The sequence below is a fragment of the Devosia aquimaris genome (genome assembly GCF_020169335.1).
Taxonomy (GTDB): domain Bacteria; phylum Pseudomonadota; class Alphaproteobacteria; order Rhizobiales; family Devosiaceae; genus Devosia; species Devosia aquimaris.
The window spans coordinates 466,254-479,365 of the sequence record NZ_JAIEZN010000002.1 but is presented as its reverse complement, the minus strand read 5'-3'; the positions used below and the strand labels follow the sequence as shown (position 1 = coordinate 479,365).

Sequence of the window (13,112 nt, the reverse complement as noted above, 5' to 3'; positions counted from 1 at the left end):
CTCCCGACCCGATTTTCGGGTCCCGCCGGTTTTGTGAATGGCGTCTTGTTAGCGCAGATTGTCGCGCAGGAAAATCCCGATTTCAATGGGGTCGGCAACAACAGTGCGATTGTCGCCCAGCGCCAGGGTCCTGGCGGCGGCCAGAGCGGCGCGGATTTCGCCATCCGGATTCTGGTCGAGCACGACATCGATCGCCCCCGATCTGAGGCCGCGCCGCGTCGGTTCGGTCAGCTCATGGGCGATGACGCGAATGGCGCCACCGCGCCCCGAGGCCTCGAGCGCCGCCACCAGGCCGCCATTGCCGGCGCCCAGATTGTAGATGCCACCCAGGTCCGGATGGCGCTTGAGCAGGTCGCCGACAATCGCCTGGGTTTCGCTGCGCTCGTCATGCCCCTCGATGGGGCCGAGCAGGGGGATGTCGGCAAATTCGGCCTCCAGCGCGGCGCGGAAGCCGGCGAGGCGATCGATATGGTCGGCCAGGTGCAGCGAGCCGGCGATCACCGCCACGCTGCCACCCTGGGGCAGGAAACGGCCCATCAGTGAGGCCGCCGTACGGCCGGCCGCGACATTGTCGATGCCGATGAACAGCCGCCGCTGCGTGCCCGGCAGGTCCGACACCAGCGTCATCACCGCCACGCCGCGCCGGCTGGCCGCATCGACGGCGGCGACAACGGCGGGCTCCTGGCTGGCCACGATGATGGCGCAGTCGCAGTCATGCGGATTGAGCGCGTCAAGGCTCGCGGCCAAGGCTGCGCCGTCGAGCGCCCGCACCCGGCGGGTCTGGATATGCATGCGTTCGGCCAGGGCCTGGTCGGCGCGGGCGCTGACCGCATCGGCAAGGCTGGCCATGAACTCATTGGACCCGTCGGGGATGATGAAGGTCAGCCGCAGGTCGCGCCCGCGCGCCAGCAGCGAAGCCGAGAGATCGCGCTGGAAGCCAATGGCGGCAATGGCGGCGGCGACCTTTTCGGCCGTGGCCGCGCGCACGCCGGCGCGGCCATTGAGCACGCGGTCCACCGTGGCCAGCGATACCCCTGCTGCGCGTGCCACATCATGCACCGTCGCACGCCGTTTCAGTTCGATCTCGTTCACGCTGGGTCCCCGGCCGTCATCCGCCAAGCTTCGGCAGGCGCCTGCAAAAGGTCAAGTGCGACGTTGCAGACCACCGACAAAGCAGGGTAGACCACTGCGCAAAACTCAGGGGGAGTGCCATTATGGCCATCGCGGTTTCAACTTTCGGCGACGTCAACGGCAAGCGGGTGGACCAGTTCCGGCTGGTCAGCAACACCGGCGTGAGCGTGGACATCATCGGCTATGGCGTGGCCGTGCGGGACTGGCGCGTGCCGGTGGCCGGCGGCGAACGCACCGTGGTGCTCGGCTTTGATGCGCTGGCCCCCTATATCGAGCACAGCCCGCATTTTGGCGCCCTGGCCGGCCGAGTCGCCAACCGCATCAAGAATTCCTCCTTCGAGCTCAATGGCAAGACCTATCAGCTGCCGCCCAATGCCGGTGAACTGCACCTGCATGGCGGCACCGAGGGCCTGGGCCGCCAGGTCTGGGACGGGCAGGTGGACGAGGCCAACAATGCCGTGCGCTTCACCTTTTTCAGCCCCGATGGCGCCATGGGCTATCCCGGCAATGTCAATTTTGCCGCCACCTATTCGCTCAAGGGCAACAAGCTGCGGCTTGAGCTGAGCGCCACCACCGATACGGCGACGCCGATTAGCCTCGTGCAGCACCAGTATTTCAACCTGGGCACCGGCGATGACGTGCTCGACCATTCCATCCAGGTCAATTCCAGCGCCTATACCGAGCTGGGTGCCGATCTGGCGCCGACCGGCGCCATCCTGCCCTCGCGCGGCACGCAGTATGATCTGCGCCAGGCGCGCACCATGCGCGACGCCAAGGGCAATCCGGTGGAATATGACATTGGCATGGTGCTCGATTCCGGCCGCAAAACCAGCGATCCCGTCGCCACCGTCGTGGGCCCGGACAAGGCGCTGACGCTCAAGCTCTGGACGGATCGGCCGGGCCTGCAGGTCTACAATGGCGTCTGGACCGATTGCCCAGTGCCGGGCCTGGGCGGCCGCCACTATGGCAAGCATTCCGGCCTGTGCCTGGAAGACCAGGCCTTTGCCGATGCCGTGCACAATCCGCATTTCCCCAATGTGATCTGCACGCCCGAGCGCCCCTATCAGCATTGGTGCGACATCGAGATCGCCTGACGACCGCTGCCGTCCCGCCGGATCGACTGCTGCCGCGCCCCGTCAGCAGGCCATGAGAGACTGCTTCCCTGACCAGCAGGGGAGCGGGCCATGGCCCAAAGACCAATCGCTTCGGACAGATATGGACCCGACCCCGCCGCAAATGCTGTGCGGCAAGGCCTTGGCGACACCGGGGGAATCTGGCATTCCGGTTTTGTTCAGGGGAGCCGGGCATGGACAAGACCGAGCGGCTGTTTGCCGTCATGGACGCATTGCGGCGTCACCGCCAGCCGGTTACGGCGGCAAGACTGGCCGAGGAACAGGGCGTTTCCGTCCGCACCATGTATCGCGACGTGCAGACCCTGGTGGGGCTGGGCGCGCCAATCGATGGCGAAGCGGGGGTCGGCTACATGCTGAAGCCCGGCTTTTTCCTGCCACCGCTGATGTTCACGCCCGAAGAGCTCGAAGCCCTGGTGCTGGGCGCCCGCTGGGTGGGGGCGCAGCCCGACGACGGGCTGGGCGCTGCCGCCAAGAATGCCCTGGCCAAGATTGCCACCGCTTCGCCCGAGGATCTGCGCGACCGCATCAATGACACGGGCCTGTGGCCGGTGGCGGTGTGGAGCGCACGGTCGCGGCCGCCCATGCCCATTCTGGGCCAGGTGCGCCTGGCCATGCGCACCGAAAAGGCCGTGCGCATCAGCTATGAGGACGAGGCCGGCCAGGCCTCGGAGCGCACCATCTGGCCGGTGCAGCTGGCCTATTACGAGGGCAAGCAGACTATTGCCGCCTGGTGTTGCCTGCGCGACGCCTTCCGCAATTTCCGCACCGATCGCATCCTTGCCCTGACCGTCACCGAGGAGCGCTATGGCAAGCGCCGCGCCGTGCTGGAAAAGGAATGGCGCGATGGCTGGGAGCACAATCCCTAGCCAATGCGGCCATAAAGGCTTTCCGGTCGATTGGTCGGGTCCAGCGCAAAGCGATGATCGGCGGGCGGATGGGCGCGCTGGCCGCATTCCAGCCGCGGGCAGATGCGGCACCCCACGCCGATGGGCACCAGCTGGCTGTCGCCATTGAGGTCCATGCCGTCCGAATAGATCATCTCGCGGGCATGGTGGATGGCGCAACCCAGCCCGATGGACATGTAGCGGCGCGGCGCATTGTAGCGGTAGTCGCCCTTGGCGATGGTGCGGGCGATGCAGAAATAGCGCTGCCCGTCCGGCATCTGGCTGAGCTGGATATTGATGCGCTCGGGCGAGAGGAACGCCGCATAGACATTCCAGCGTGGACAGGCGCCGGAATGGCGCGGGATATGAATGCCCGAGAGCGAAAAGCGCTTGGAGATATTGCCGGCAATATCGGTGCGCACCAAATGTAGCGGAATGCCGCTGGCGCCGGGCCGCTGCAGCGTGGTCATGCGGTGGCAGACCTGCTCGAAGCTGGCGCCGAAGCGGCGGGCGATGCGCTCGATATCATAGCGATAGTCGCGGCAGGCGCGCAGGAAGGGCGCATAGGGCATCACCAGCGCCGCTGCCAGATAGGCCGCCAGCACATTGGCCGCCAGCGCCGGGGCATCGCCCTCGGGCAGGCTCGAGGCGGCGATGATCTCGGCGATCTCGGGCCCAGCCGCGGCCTGGCCCAGATGGTGCGCCACCAGGAACAGCGCCGATTCGGGCGGCAGCAGGTCGGAGACGAGCAGGCGCTGGCGCGCGGCGTCGAACTGGCGGGCAATGCCATGGGGCAGGGAAGCCAGCTGCACCTCAACGCCCATCACATTGAACAGATAGCTGCGCAGCGCCGCCTCAAAACCCTCGCCCGAGCGATCAATGTCGGCGCGCATGCGTTCGGCTGCCGCTTCGAGGGAGGGGAAGTGGTTGGCGTTTTCCTGGAGGAAATCCGAGATGGCGTCGGTCGCCAGGTGAAAGGGTTCGGTGCCCGGCTCCACCGGATTGGCCAGGCCCGGCTTGGTGACGGCGCGATAGCGGTCATAAAGCTTGAGAATGGCGCGGGCGGCGGCCGGATTGGCCTGGGCGAGGTCGCGGATTTCGAGATTGGTGACGTCGCTATCGGCAAAGATGTCGTCGCCAAAGGCTTCCATCAGATCGCCCAGCAGCCGCCCATCGTCGCTGTCGACCAGTTCGCCCGGCTCGACGCCGAAATAGCCGGCGATGGAAAACAGCAGCGGCACCGTCACCTTGCGGCGATTGTGCTCGATCAGGTTGAGATAGCTGGCCGAAATGCCCAGCGCGGCCGCCAGGTCCGCCTGGGCCAGCTTGCGGATGCGCCGCAGGCGCTTGATGCGGCCGCCGATCTGGCGGTCTCCACTCTCGTTCATCGCACTCCTCCCGGCCCCTCAGCTTTACACGCTTTACAGAATTCGCCGCGCGATCTGTGTAGCGATTTACTGGTTTACAGAGCCATCTTCGCTTATTTCTTGCATGTCTCAGCGTTTTGTCAAATCTTTACATCAACACAACGAGGAGATGTGTCCATGAGCCCGTCGATCAGCGAACGCGAAGAATATCTGACCATCATCGCGCCTACGGCCAGCCAGGCCATGGCGCAGTTCAAGGCCCAGGGGCTCGATGCCCAGGGCTATGCCATCACCGGCAAGATCGGCCGGCACCAGATTTCGCTGGTGGGTGAGGAGGGCAGCACGTCGCTGTTCGCCGGCGACGGCATGATCGCCGCCACCTTCAGCCGCAAGGTCCTGGGCTAGGCCCATTCCGGGCCGGCTCGTCCCGGCCCATCCCGTCCCCTGTTCCACGTGAATCACCGTCGATACCGGCCCGCCGGACCGGCGCAGCCATGTCCAAATTCCAGCCATTTCCGATGAGGAGGAAAACCCCAAATGCTCGACAAGCCCCTGTTCCCCACCCCCGATTATGCGCCCGACCGCTGGCGCAATATTGCCCGCACCTATAGCCAGGCCGATGTGGCGCGGCTGTCCGGCTCGATGCCCATTCGCCATACCCTGGCCGAGAATGGCGCCCGGCGCCTGTGGGAGCTGCTGCACAGCGAGGACTTCGTGCCCACGCTGGGCACCTTCACCGGCAACCAGGCAGTGCAGCAGGTCAAGGCTGGGCTCAAGGCGATCTATCTCAGCGGCTGGCAGGTGGCGGCCGACGCCAACAGCTCGGGCAATATGTATCCCGACCAGAGCCTTTATCCGGTCGACAGCGTGCCGTCGGTGGTCAAGCGCATCAACAAGGCGCTGCAGCGGGCCGACCAGATCCAGACCATGGAACAGGCCGAGGGCATCGCCACCACCGATCTCGATTTCTTCGTGCCCATCATTGCCGATGCCGAAGCCGGCTTTGGCGGCGCGCTCAATGCCTTTGAGCTGATGAAGGCCATGATCGAGGCAGGCGCCGCTGCCGTGCATTTCGAGGACCAATTGGCCAGCGAAAAAAAGTGCGGCCATCTGGGCGGCAAGGTTCTGGTCCCGACCAGCCAGTTCATCCGCACCCTCAATTCGGCGCGGCTGGCGGCCGATGTGATGGGCGTGCCGACGCTCATCATGGCGCGCACCGATGCCGAGGCCGCGCGGCTGATCACCTCCGATATCGATCCCTATGACGCGCCCTTCGTCACCGATGAGCGCACGCCCGAGGGCTTCTACAAGCTCAAGGGCGGGATCGATGCCGCCATTGCCCGCGGCATTGCCTATGCGCCCTATGCCGATCTGATCTGGTGCGAAACCAGCAAGCCCGACCTGGCCGAAGCGCGGAAATTCGCCGAAGCCGTGCGCAAGGAACATCCCGAGCAGATGCTGGCCTATAATTGCTCGCCGAGCTTTAACTGGGCCAAGCATATGGACGAAACGGCCATGGCCAGCTTCCAGCGCGAGATCGCGGCCATGGGCTACAAATACCAGTTCATCACGCTGGCCGGCTTCCACAATCTGAGCCTGACCACGTTCGAGCTGGCCCGGGCCTATAAGCAGGATGGCATGGCGGGCTATTCGCGGCTGCAGCAGGCCGAGTTCGCCGCCGAAAAGCACGGCTTCTCCGCCGTGCGGCACCAGCGCGAAGTGGGCACCAGCTATTTCGATGCCGTGTCGATGGCGGTCAGCGAAGGGCGCAGCGCCACCACGGCGATGGGTGAATCCACCGAGACGGCGCAGTTCCACTGATGCCGGACGTCGATCGCGCTGCCCATCCGGGCGGCGCGATTGTCACAGCATGGCCAGCGCAGCGTTGAACCAGCCCAGCGCCACGGCCGTGATGCCCACCAGATGCAGCAGGGCAATGGCCCAGGTGGTGGCGACAAAGGCCGGCTTGACGGTCTTGTGGCGATAGAGCTCCTGCGCGGCCAGCCCGCCAATGATGCCGAAGCACAGGTCGACCACATGCAGATTGGTCTCGCTGACGCGCCAGCGGCCACTGAGGGCGTAGAGCTTGTCGAAGCGGTAGAGCAGGGCCGAGGCCGCCCCCATCAGTGCATAGGTTGCACCCAGCCAGACCGGGGCGTGCTGGCTCACCATGGCGAGCAGCAGCAGCAGCGTCATCATGGTGGCGGCAACCACCCGCAGGCCGATGGTGTAGCGCGAGACGCCCGGCGGCGGCCGCGTCACATCGCGCATGCCACGATCAGGCGGCGGCGCGGCAGCGGGCGTCACGGTGATGTCGCTGGCGGCAGGCCGGCCCTTGCGCCCGGTGACCAGGGCGAACTCCAGCGTATCGCCGACACGCGGGCGCGGCTGCTCGGGTTTCAGCTTGGAAATATGCACATAGAAATCATTGCCGGCACTGTCGCGGACAAAGCCAAAGCCGGCATTATTATTCCATTGCACCAGTTTGCCGGATCTACGCATGGCCGCCCGAAACTGCACCTGACAGTCAGGTTCCGGCCGAACATTGTCGGCAGAACTTTTACCGGGCCTGCGATAGTCTGGATTGCCGTGATTGGCAATCTGAAACGTTACCCTGTCACAATCACTGAAAGAAATGTGATTGGTCCCCCCGCACGACCGGGGCCGCGCGGGATTCACGTGAAACACTTCTCCACAGACTTGTGCACAGGCCCCGTCTAGTGCCCGCCCATGATGGGCAGGCGATAGCTCAGGGCCTCGGCAATATGGGGCCGGCCCACCCGGTCGACCCCGGCGAGATCGGCCAGGGTCCGCGCCACCTTGAGCACGCGGTGATAGGCGCGGGCCGACAGATTGAAGCGCTCGGCCGCCTGCAGCAGCAGTTTCTGGCTGTCGCCATCGGGATTGACCACCTGCTCGATCAGCGTCGGCCCGGCGGCGGCATTGGTGAGCACAGTGTCGGCGCCCAAAGCGGCATAGCGCGCCTTCTGGCGGTCGCGGGCCTGGGCCACGCGCGCAGCAACGTCGGCCGAGCTTTCCGCAGCAGCGGCGGGGCCAATCATGTCGGCGGCGCTCACCGCCGGCACATCGATGCGGATGTCGATGCGGTCCATGAAGGGGCCGGAAACGCGGCCCTGATAGTCGCTGGCGCAGGCATCGCCGCGTTTGCAGGTGTGGCCGGGCGTGCCGGCCAGGCCGCATTTGCAGGGGTTCATGGCCGCCACCAGCTGCACGCGGCTGGGATAGCTGACCCGGGCGTTGGCCCGCGCGATCACGGTTTCCCCGGTTTCGAGCGGCTGGCGCAGGCTGTCGAGCACGGCGGGGGCGAATTCGGGCAGTTCGTCGAGAAACAGCACGCCATTGTGCGCCAGGCTCACCTCGCCGGGCCGCACGCGCAGGCCCCCGCCGACCAGCGCCGCCATGGAGGCGGAGTGATGCGGCGCCCGAAACGGCCGCCGGTCGGAAATGGCCCCGCCCACCAGTTCGCCGGCAATGGACTGGATCATCGAGATATCGAGCAGTTCGCGCGCATCGAGCGGCGGCAATATGGAGGGCAGGCGCGAGGCCAGCATGGATTTGCCGGCGCCGGGCGGGCCGATCATCAGCAGGTTATGCCCGCCCGCAGCCGCCACTTCGAGCGCCCGCCGCGCCACCAATTGCCCGCGCACGTCGCTGAGGTCGGGCAGGGTGCTGCCAGCGATCTGGCGGCGCGGCTGCGGCCTGGCCGCACGCTGGTGGCCGGTCAGATGATTGGCCAGGGCCAAAAGGCTGTCGGCGGCGATGATGTCGATGTCGTCGCCCGCCCAGGCGGCTTCAGGCCCCGATGGCGCCGGGCAGATCAGCCCGAGGTCGCGGCTCTGGGCGGCAATGGCGGCGGGCAGCACGCCGCCCACATGGGCCAGGCGCCCATCGAGCCCCAGTTCGCCCAGGGCCAGATAGCCGTCCAGCGCATCCTGGGGAATGGCACCGATGGCGGCCATGATGCCCAAGGCGATCGGCAGGTCATAGTGGCTGCCTTCCTTGGGCAGGTCCGCCGGCGCCAGGTTGACGGTGATGCGGCGGGGCGGCAGGCCCAGCCCCGAGGCCACCAGCGCGGCGCGGACCCGCTCGCCGCTTTCCTTGACCGCCTTGTCGGGCAGGCCGACGAGAATGAACTTGGCCATGCCGGGCGCAATCTGCACCTGCACATCCACGGGCACCGCCTCAATGCCCTGAAAAGCGACAGTGGGGACACGCGTGACCATGCCTTGATCCTCAAGCCTAGGGCCAGTTTAGCAAAGGCGGGGCCGGGCAACAAGAACGTATAGCGAACGCAATACGGCATGTTAACCATGCCGGTTGCCACACTGGTTAACCTAAGCAGGCGTTAACCGCGTCATGTTGAATCAAAGGCTGAGTTTCCTGCGCAGAGTTTGTTTCCCATGCCTTCGAGCCGGCCATTTTTCCGTCTGACCGCATTCACCAAGGCCGCCGCATCGGCGCTGCTGGCGGGGGTCCTGGTGGCGTGTTCATCGGGCGGCGGGCTCTATGGCGCCATCGATGGCGATGCCCGCCCGCATTCCGGTGTCGATCGGGCGCGCAACATGCCCATCCAGGGGATCGATGTGGCGCGCTACCAGGAAAATGTCGATTTCCGCACCGCCTTCCAGTCCGGCATCCACTTCGTGTTCATGAAGGCCACTGAGGGCAAGGACTATGTCGACCCCAATTTCCGCGCCAATTGGGTGCGGGCGCGCGAGGCCGGCATGCCGCGCGGCGCCTATCACTTCATGACCTGGTGCTCGCTGGCGTCCGAACAGGCGGCCTGGTTTGTCGCCAATGTGCCCAATGACGCCGATGCGCTGCCGCCAGTGCTCGATCTGGAGTGGAACAACCACTCTTCCTGCAAGACCAAGCCCAATCGCGCCGATGCCCTGGAAAAGATCCGCGTCATGCTCGACGCCATGGAGCGCCATACCGGCAAGCTGCCCATCATCTACACCGACATGAATTTCCACCGCGATGTGCTGGAGGGCGAATACTTCCCCAATGCCTTCTGGCTGCGCTCGACGGCGGCCGAGCCGCATGAGCGCTATCGCAACCGCACCTGGACCTTCTGGCAGTGGACGCAGACCGGGCTGGTGCGTGGCGTCAAGGGCCAGGTGGACCGCAATGCCTTCTTCGGCAACCAGAATGACTGGCTGATGTTCCTGCAGACGGGATGCGATCCGCGCGCCATTTCCGCGCTGATGCCGACCGGCCGCTGCCTGCCCTCAAAATAAGGGATCCGGCCACGCCGGGCGCCGCTGCCGGCCCTTGCCAGCGTCTGGGCACAGGCATAGCGTGATGGTGTATTCGATCCGGGCCACGGGGCCCGGAGGCAGGAGGACGTGAGATGGCCAAGGGTCAGATGCGCAGCAACAAAGAGGCCAAGAAGCCGAAGAAGGACAAGATCGAGGTCGCCAAGCCGATCACCGGCCTGGGCGCAGGCAGTGCCGGGCACACCGGCAAGAAGTAAGCCAGCCAGACCTGATGCATGTTGGGCGGTCGACACGGGTCGGCCGCCTTTTGTTTGCCTACGCGCCAGATCGTTTCATGTTCAGATTAACCCGGCTCTGTCGCCCCCTCCCCCTTGAGGGGAGGGTCGGGGTGGGGGTCGTTCTGAGGGCCACTGTGAGACCCCCTCCCTCGGTCCCTCCCCTCAAGGGGGAGGGAGGCAAAGAAGCCGAAAATCAATTCAAGTGTGAAATGCTCTAAAGCGCGTGCGCCAGCGGCGCCGGCGGGTCGAGGGGCATCAGCGCCGCGACATTGCCGCCGCTGGCCGCCATCATGGCGATGATCACAAGGCACAGAAGCGCCGCAAAACGCATGGCACCGTTCCTCCTTTGCCACGACAGGGCTCAGGATTGCGCCCGCCTCAGGCGGTGGTCAACGGCACTGTTAAGACGTGCTTAACGATAGAATTTTACCCAATATTAAGACCGTCGGCCTCAGCCGGCGAGCAGGCCGCTGGCCTTGACGCCATCAAAGACAAACTGCACGGCCAGGGCGGCCAGCAGGATGCCGATCACGCGCGACACCACGGCCAGGCCCGTGACGCCCAGCAGGCGCTGGATGGGAATGGCCACCAGAAGGGTCAGCCAGGCCAGGAACAGGATCACCACGATCGCCAGCAACACCGCCCAGAACTCGAGATCGCTGCGTGCACCGGTGGTGAGCAGGATCACCGCACTGATGGCGCCCGGCCCGGCCAGCAGTGGCATGGCCAGCGGAAAGACGGCGATGTCGTCGCGCGAGCGGGCTTCCACCTCTTCCTGATCGGTGATGTCGGTGCCGCCCGAATGGCGGGCAAACACCATGTCGATGGCGATCAGGAACAGCAGCAGGCCGCCGGCCGTGCGCAGGGCCGGAATGGTGATGCCGAAGACTTCCAGGATCGCACTGCCCAATACCGCGAACAGCAGCAGGATCAGCCCGGCGATAATGACGCCGCGGGTGGCGAAGGCAAAGCGCTGCTGGGCGGTATTGTGCTTGGTCAGCGCGGCAAAGATGAAGGCGATATCGGCCACGCCCACGGTGGCAAACAGGGTCGCAAAGGCAACCAGGAATGTCGTGGTGGGCATGGCTGGGTCTCCTGTGGCTCTGACTAGACCTAGCGGTTTGTGGCGGCCTTGCCCACCCCGCTCAGAACCTTGGCTTGCACCCGGCAACGGGACTTGCGACACGATCCATGCGGTACGCCGACACCCGAGGACCAGATGCAACACAGCCGGTTTGCCCGATATGCCGCCAATTGCTTCTGGCTCATGCTGCCGCCGCTGGCCATCAGCGGGTTGCTGGGCGGCCTGCTGCCGCCCGTTTTCCAGCCCGATGTGTTCTGGCGCGACATTCCGCCGGCTCTGGCGTGGCCCGAATCGGTGCTCCGCGTTCTGGTCACCGGCCTGCCGCTGCTGATGCCCCTCAGCCTGCAAACACCCCGTCAGCGCTTGGGCGCTGTCATCTATTGCCTGGGCGTGCTGGCCTATGCCCTTGCGTGGTGGCCGCTGATCGCCATGCCGGACAGTGCCTGGAGCACGAGCGCTGTGGGGTTTGCCGCACCGGCCTATACGCCCATGCTCTGGCTGGCTGGGATCGGGTTGATCGGGACGCGTGCCGACACACGGCTGCAGCGCTGGGTCGGTCGGGGCTATGCCATTTCAGCGGCAGGGTTCCTTGTCTGCCACATCCTGCACACGCTGCTGATCCACGGTCGGCATCTGGCGGGCTAGCCGCAACCGGCCGCGTTTTCACAGCATGCGTGCGCCCGTGGCCAGCGCCGCCAGCAACACCAGCGCCAGGCCGTCGAGCCAGCCGCGCGAGCGGACCAGCCAGGCGGGGCGGGGGCGCGAGCTGGGCAGGAAACGCAGCAGCCAGACCGCGCCATAGAGCACCCAGACGGCAAAGAAGGCCACCATCAGCAGGTCGGCCCAGCCGGAGCGGTTGAACCCCACCATGACCCGGGTGACGCCGGCGCCGGCCAGCACCAGCAGCAGATAGGCGCCCAGCACAATGGCCGAATCGCGCCAGTAGCGCAGCGTCAGCCGCTCATCGACGGGCAGGCCGCGGCGCCAGCGGCGCAGCAGGAACCAGCCGATGCCCGCCGCCAGGGCCGTCAGCGCCAGCCACATCAGGCGCGGCGCTTTTCGATGGCGTCCCAGATCATGACGGCAATGTCGGGCCCGCCGAAGCGCTTGATCTCGCGGATGCCGGTGGGGGAGGTGACATTGATCTCGGTGAGATAGTCTCCGATCACGTCGATGCCTACAAAGATCATGCCGCGCTCTTTCAGCGCCGGGGCGATGGTGGCGCAGATTTCGCGCTCGCGTTCCGTCAGCGGCGACAGTTCGGGCCGGCCACCGACATGCATATTGCTGCGCGCCTCGCCATCGGCGGGAATACGATTGAGGCCCGCCACCGGCTCGCCGTCGATGATGATGATCCGCTTGTCGCCCTTGCGCACGTCGGGCAGGTATTTCTGGATCATGAAGGGTTCGCGGTAATTGCTCTCGAACAGCTCAAGCAGGCTCGCCAGGTTATGATCGCCTTCCTGGATGAAGAAGACGCCAGCGCCGCCATTGCCATAGAGCGGCTTGACGATGATGTTGCCGTGCTCCTTGCGGAAGGCATGGATCATGGCGCGGTCACGCGTCACCAGGGTAGGCGGCATCAGCTCGGGAAAGTCGGTGACCAGGATTTTTTCCGGCGCATTGCGCACGGCAGCCGGCGGATTGACCACCAGCACCTTGGGATGCAGCTTTTCGAGCAGATGGGTGAGGGTGATGTAGTTCATGTCAAAGGGCGGATCCTGGCGCATATGGATCACGTCCTGGGTCGACAGATCGACGCGGCGCGCCTCGCCGAGGGTGAAATGCTCGCCCTTGGGCTTGTCGAAGACGGTGATGGGCTGGGCCAGCGCGCTCACCTCATGGCCGCGCAGCGCCAGCGTATCGGGCGTATAGTGCAGCAGCTCATGGCCGCGCGCCTGCGCCTCCAGCATCATGGCGAAGGTGGAATCACCCATGGGGTTGATGGTGGCGACATGGTCCATCTGGACCGCGACTTTGAGCGTCATGGTGTCT

14 protein-coding genes are annotated in these 13,112 nt (G+C 65.6%); 7 read left to right on the top strand and 7 right to left on the bottom strand.

All coding sequences use genetic code 11. The annotated features are described in order from the left end of the window. Window positions 1–48: 48 nt before the first annotated feature. Window positions 49–1,092, bottom strand: coding sequence for a LacI family DNA-binding transcriptional regulator (locus K1177_RS15235; RefSeq protein ID WP_224704270.1), 1,044 nt, complete (start codon window positions 1,090–1,092; stop codon window positions 49–51). Between the two features lie 122 nt (window positions 1,093–1,214). On the opposite strand from K1177_RS15235, the gene K1177_RS15230 reads away from it, so the two are divergent. Beyond that, entirely contained in the window at window positions 1,215–2,225 is a 1,011-nt protein-coding gene (locus K1177_RS15230) for an aldose epimerase family protein (protein ID WP_224704268.1), read from the top strand. Between the two features lie 212 nt (window positions 2,226–2,437). Beyond that, window positions 2,438–3,130: a helix-turn-helix transcriptional regulator gene (locus K1177_RS15225; RefSeq protein ID WP_224704266.1), complete on the top strand. Its 693-nt coding sequence runs from the start codon at window positions 2,438–2,440 to the stop codon at window positions 3,128–3,130. Here K1177_RS15225 and K1177_RS15220 read toward each other — a convergent pair. Then, on the bottom strand, window positions 3,127–4,536 hold the full coding sequence (locus tag K1177_RS15220; RefSeq protein ID WP_224704264.1) for a helix-turn-helix domain-containing protein: 1,410 nt from the start codon (window positions 4,534–4,536) through the stop codon (window positions 3,127–3,129). The two genes, K1177_RS15225 and K1177_RS15220, sit on opposite strands and share 4 nt — an antisense overlap. 156 nt (window positions 4,537–4,692) lie before the next feature. Here K1177_RS15220 and K1177_RS15215 point away from each other — a divergent pair, with 156 nt between their 5' ends. Together K1177_RS15215 and aceA are read left to right on the top strand one after the other, a co-directional pair. After that, the gene (locus K1177_RS15215) at window positions 4,693–4,920 is read left to right on the top strand and encodes a hypothetical protein (RefSeq protein WP_224704262.1); all 228 of its coding nucleotides are present in this window, start codon (window positions 4,693–4,695) and stop codon (window positions 4,918–4,920) included. A gap of 132 nt (window positions 4,921–5,052) precedes the next feature. Beyond that, window positions 5,053–6,336 (top strand): isocitrate lyase, encoded by a 1,284-nt coding sequence (gene aceA, locus K1177_RS15210; protein WP_224704260.1) that lies wholly within the window; start codon window positions 5,053–5,055, stop codon window positions 6,334–6,336. A 42-nt stretch (window positions 6,337–6,378) separates the two neighbouring features. On the opposite strand, the gene K1177_RS15205 is transcribed toward aceA, so the two are convergent. Further along, a complete protein-coding gene (locus tag K1177_RS15205) occupies window positions 6,379–7,017 on the bottom strand; it encodes a DUF1294 domain-containing protein (protein ID WP_224704259.1) in 639 nt (212 codons plus the stop codon). 215 nt (window positions 7,018–7,232) lie between these two features. Continuing rightward, the gene (locus K1177_RS15200) at window positions 7,233–8,759 is read right to left on the bottom strand and encodes a YifB family Mg chelatase-like AAA ATPase (protein WP_224704257.1); all 1,527 of its coding nucleotides are present in this window, start codon (window positions 8,757–8,759) and stop codon (window positions 7,233–7,235) included. Window positions 8,760–8,936: 177 nt separating this feature from the next. Here K1177_RS15200 and K1177_RS15195 point away from each other — a divergent pair, with 177 nt between their 5' ends. Both K1177_RS15195 and K1177_RS18435 read left to right on the top strand, forming a co-directional pair. Further along, window positions 8,937–9,776, top strand: coding sequence for a glycoside hydrolase family 25 protein (locus K1177_RS15195; RefSeq protein WP_224704255.1), 840 nt, complete (start codon window positions 8,937–8,939; stop codon window positions 9,774–9,776). Window positions 9,777–9,889: 113 nt separating this feature from the next. Further along, window positions 9,890–10,012 carry a hypothetical protein gene (locus tag K1177_RS18435; protein WP_263574972.1) on the top strand — a complete coding sequence of 41 codons (123 nt, stop codon included), beginning with the start codon at window positions 9,890–9,892 and terminating at the stop codon, window positions 10,010–10,012. A 472-nt stretch (window positions 10,013–10,484) separates the two neighbouring features. On the opposite strand, the gene K1177_RS15190 is transcribed toward K1177_RS18435, so the two are convergent. Then, window positions 10,485–11,117: a MarC family protein gene (locus K1177_RS15190; protein WP_224704253.1), complete on the bottom strand. Its 633-nt coding sequence runs from the start codon at window positions 11,115–11,117 to the stop codon at window positions 10,485–10,487. 135 nt (window positions 11,118–11,252) lie between these two features. Between K1177_RS15190 and K1177_RS15185 the strand changes: the two genes are divergently transcribed. After that, window positions 11,253–11,762: a hypothetical protein gene (locus K1177_RS15185; RefSeq protein ID WP_224704251.1), complete on the top strand. Its 510-nt coding sequence runs from the start codon at window positions 11,253–11,255 to the stop codon at window positions 11,760–11,762. An 18-nt stretch (window positions 11,763–11,780) separates the two neighbouring features. Here K1177_RS15185 and K1177_RS15180 read toward each other — a convergent pair whose 3' ends face one another. Next, the gene (locus tag K1177_RS15180; RefSeq protein ID WP_224704249.1) at window positions 11,781–12,161 is read right to left on the bottom strand and encodes a hypothetical protein; all 381 of its coding nucleotides are present in this window, start codon (window positions 12,159–12,161) and stop codon (window positions 11,781–11,783) included. Beyond that, window positions 12,161–13,105, bottom strand: coding sequence for a glutathione synthase (gshB, locus tag K1177_RS15175; RefSeq protein WP_224704248.1), 945 nt, complete (start codon window positions 13,103–13,105; stop codon window positions 12,161–12,163). The genes K1177_RS15180 and gshB overlap by 1 nt, the downstream gene beginning before the upstream one ends. Window positions 13,106–13,112 lie beyond the last annotated feature (7 nt).

Bases quoted from the DNA above. Each gene is read 5' to 3' on its own strand.
- K1177_RS15195 (WP_224704255.1), top strand. From the start codon at position 8,937: ATGCCTTCGAGCCGGCCATTTTTCCGTCTGACCGCATTCACCAAGGCC.
- K1177_RS15185 (WP_224704251.1), top strand. From the start codon at position 11,253: ATGCAACACAGCCGGTTTGCCCGATATGCCGCCAATTGCTTCTGGCTC.
- K1177_RS18435 (WP_263574972.1), top strand. From the start codon at position 9,890: ATGGCCAAGGGTCAGATGCGCAGCAACAAAGAGGCCAAGAAGCCGAAG.
- aceA (WP_224704260.1), top strand. From the start codon at position 5,053: ATGCTCGACAAGCCCCTGTTCCCCACCCCCGATTATGCGCCCGACCGC.
- K1177_RS15230 (WP_224704268.1), top strand. From the start codon at position 1,215: ATGGCCATCGCGGTTTCAACTTTCGGCGACGTCAACGGCAAGCGGGTG.
- K1177_RS15200 (WP_224704257.1), bottom strand. From the start codon at position 8,759: ATGGTCACGCGTGTCCCCACTGTCGCTTTTCAGGGCATTGAGGCGGTG.
- K1177_RS15190 (WP_224704253.1), bottom strand. From the start codon at position 11,117: ATGCCCACCACGACATTCCTGGTTGCCTTTGCGACCCTGTTTGCCACC.
- gshB (WP_224704248.1), bottom strand. From the start codon at position 13,105: ATGACGCTCAAAGTCGCGGTCCAGATGGACCATGTCGCCACCATCAAC.
- K1177_RS15215 (WP_224704262.1), top strand. From the start codon at position 4,693: ATGAGCCCGTCGATCAGCGAACGCGAAGAATATCTGACCATCATCGCG.
- K1177_RS15220 (WP_224704264.1), bottom strand. From the start codon at position 4,536: ATGAACGAGAGTGGAGACCGCCAGATCGGCGGCCGCATCAAGCGCCTG.
- K1177_RS15180 (WP_224704249.1), bottom strand. From the start codon at position 12,161: ATGTGGCTGGCGCTGACGGCCCTGGCGGCGGGCATCGGCTGGTTCCTG.
- K1177_RS15225 (WP_224704266.1), top strand. From the start codon at position 2,438: ATGGACAAGACCGAGCGGCTGTTTGCCGTCATGGACGCATTGCGGCGT.
- K1177_RS15205 (WP_224704259.1), bottom strand. From the start codon at position 7,017: ATGCGTAGATCCGGCAAACTGGTGCAATGGAATAATAATGCCGGCTTT.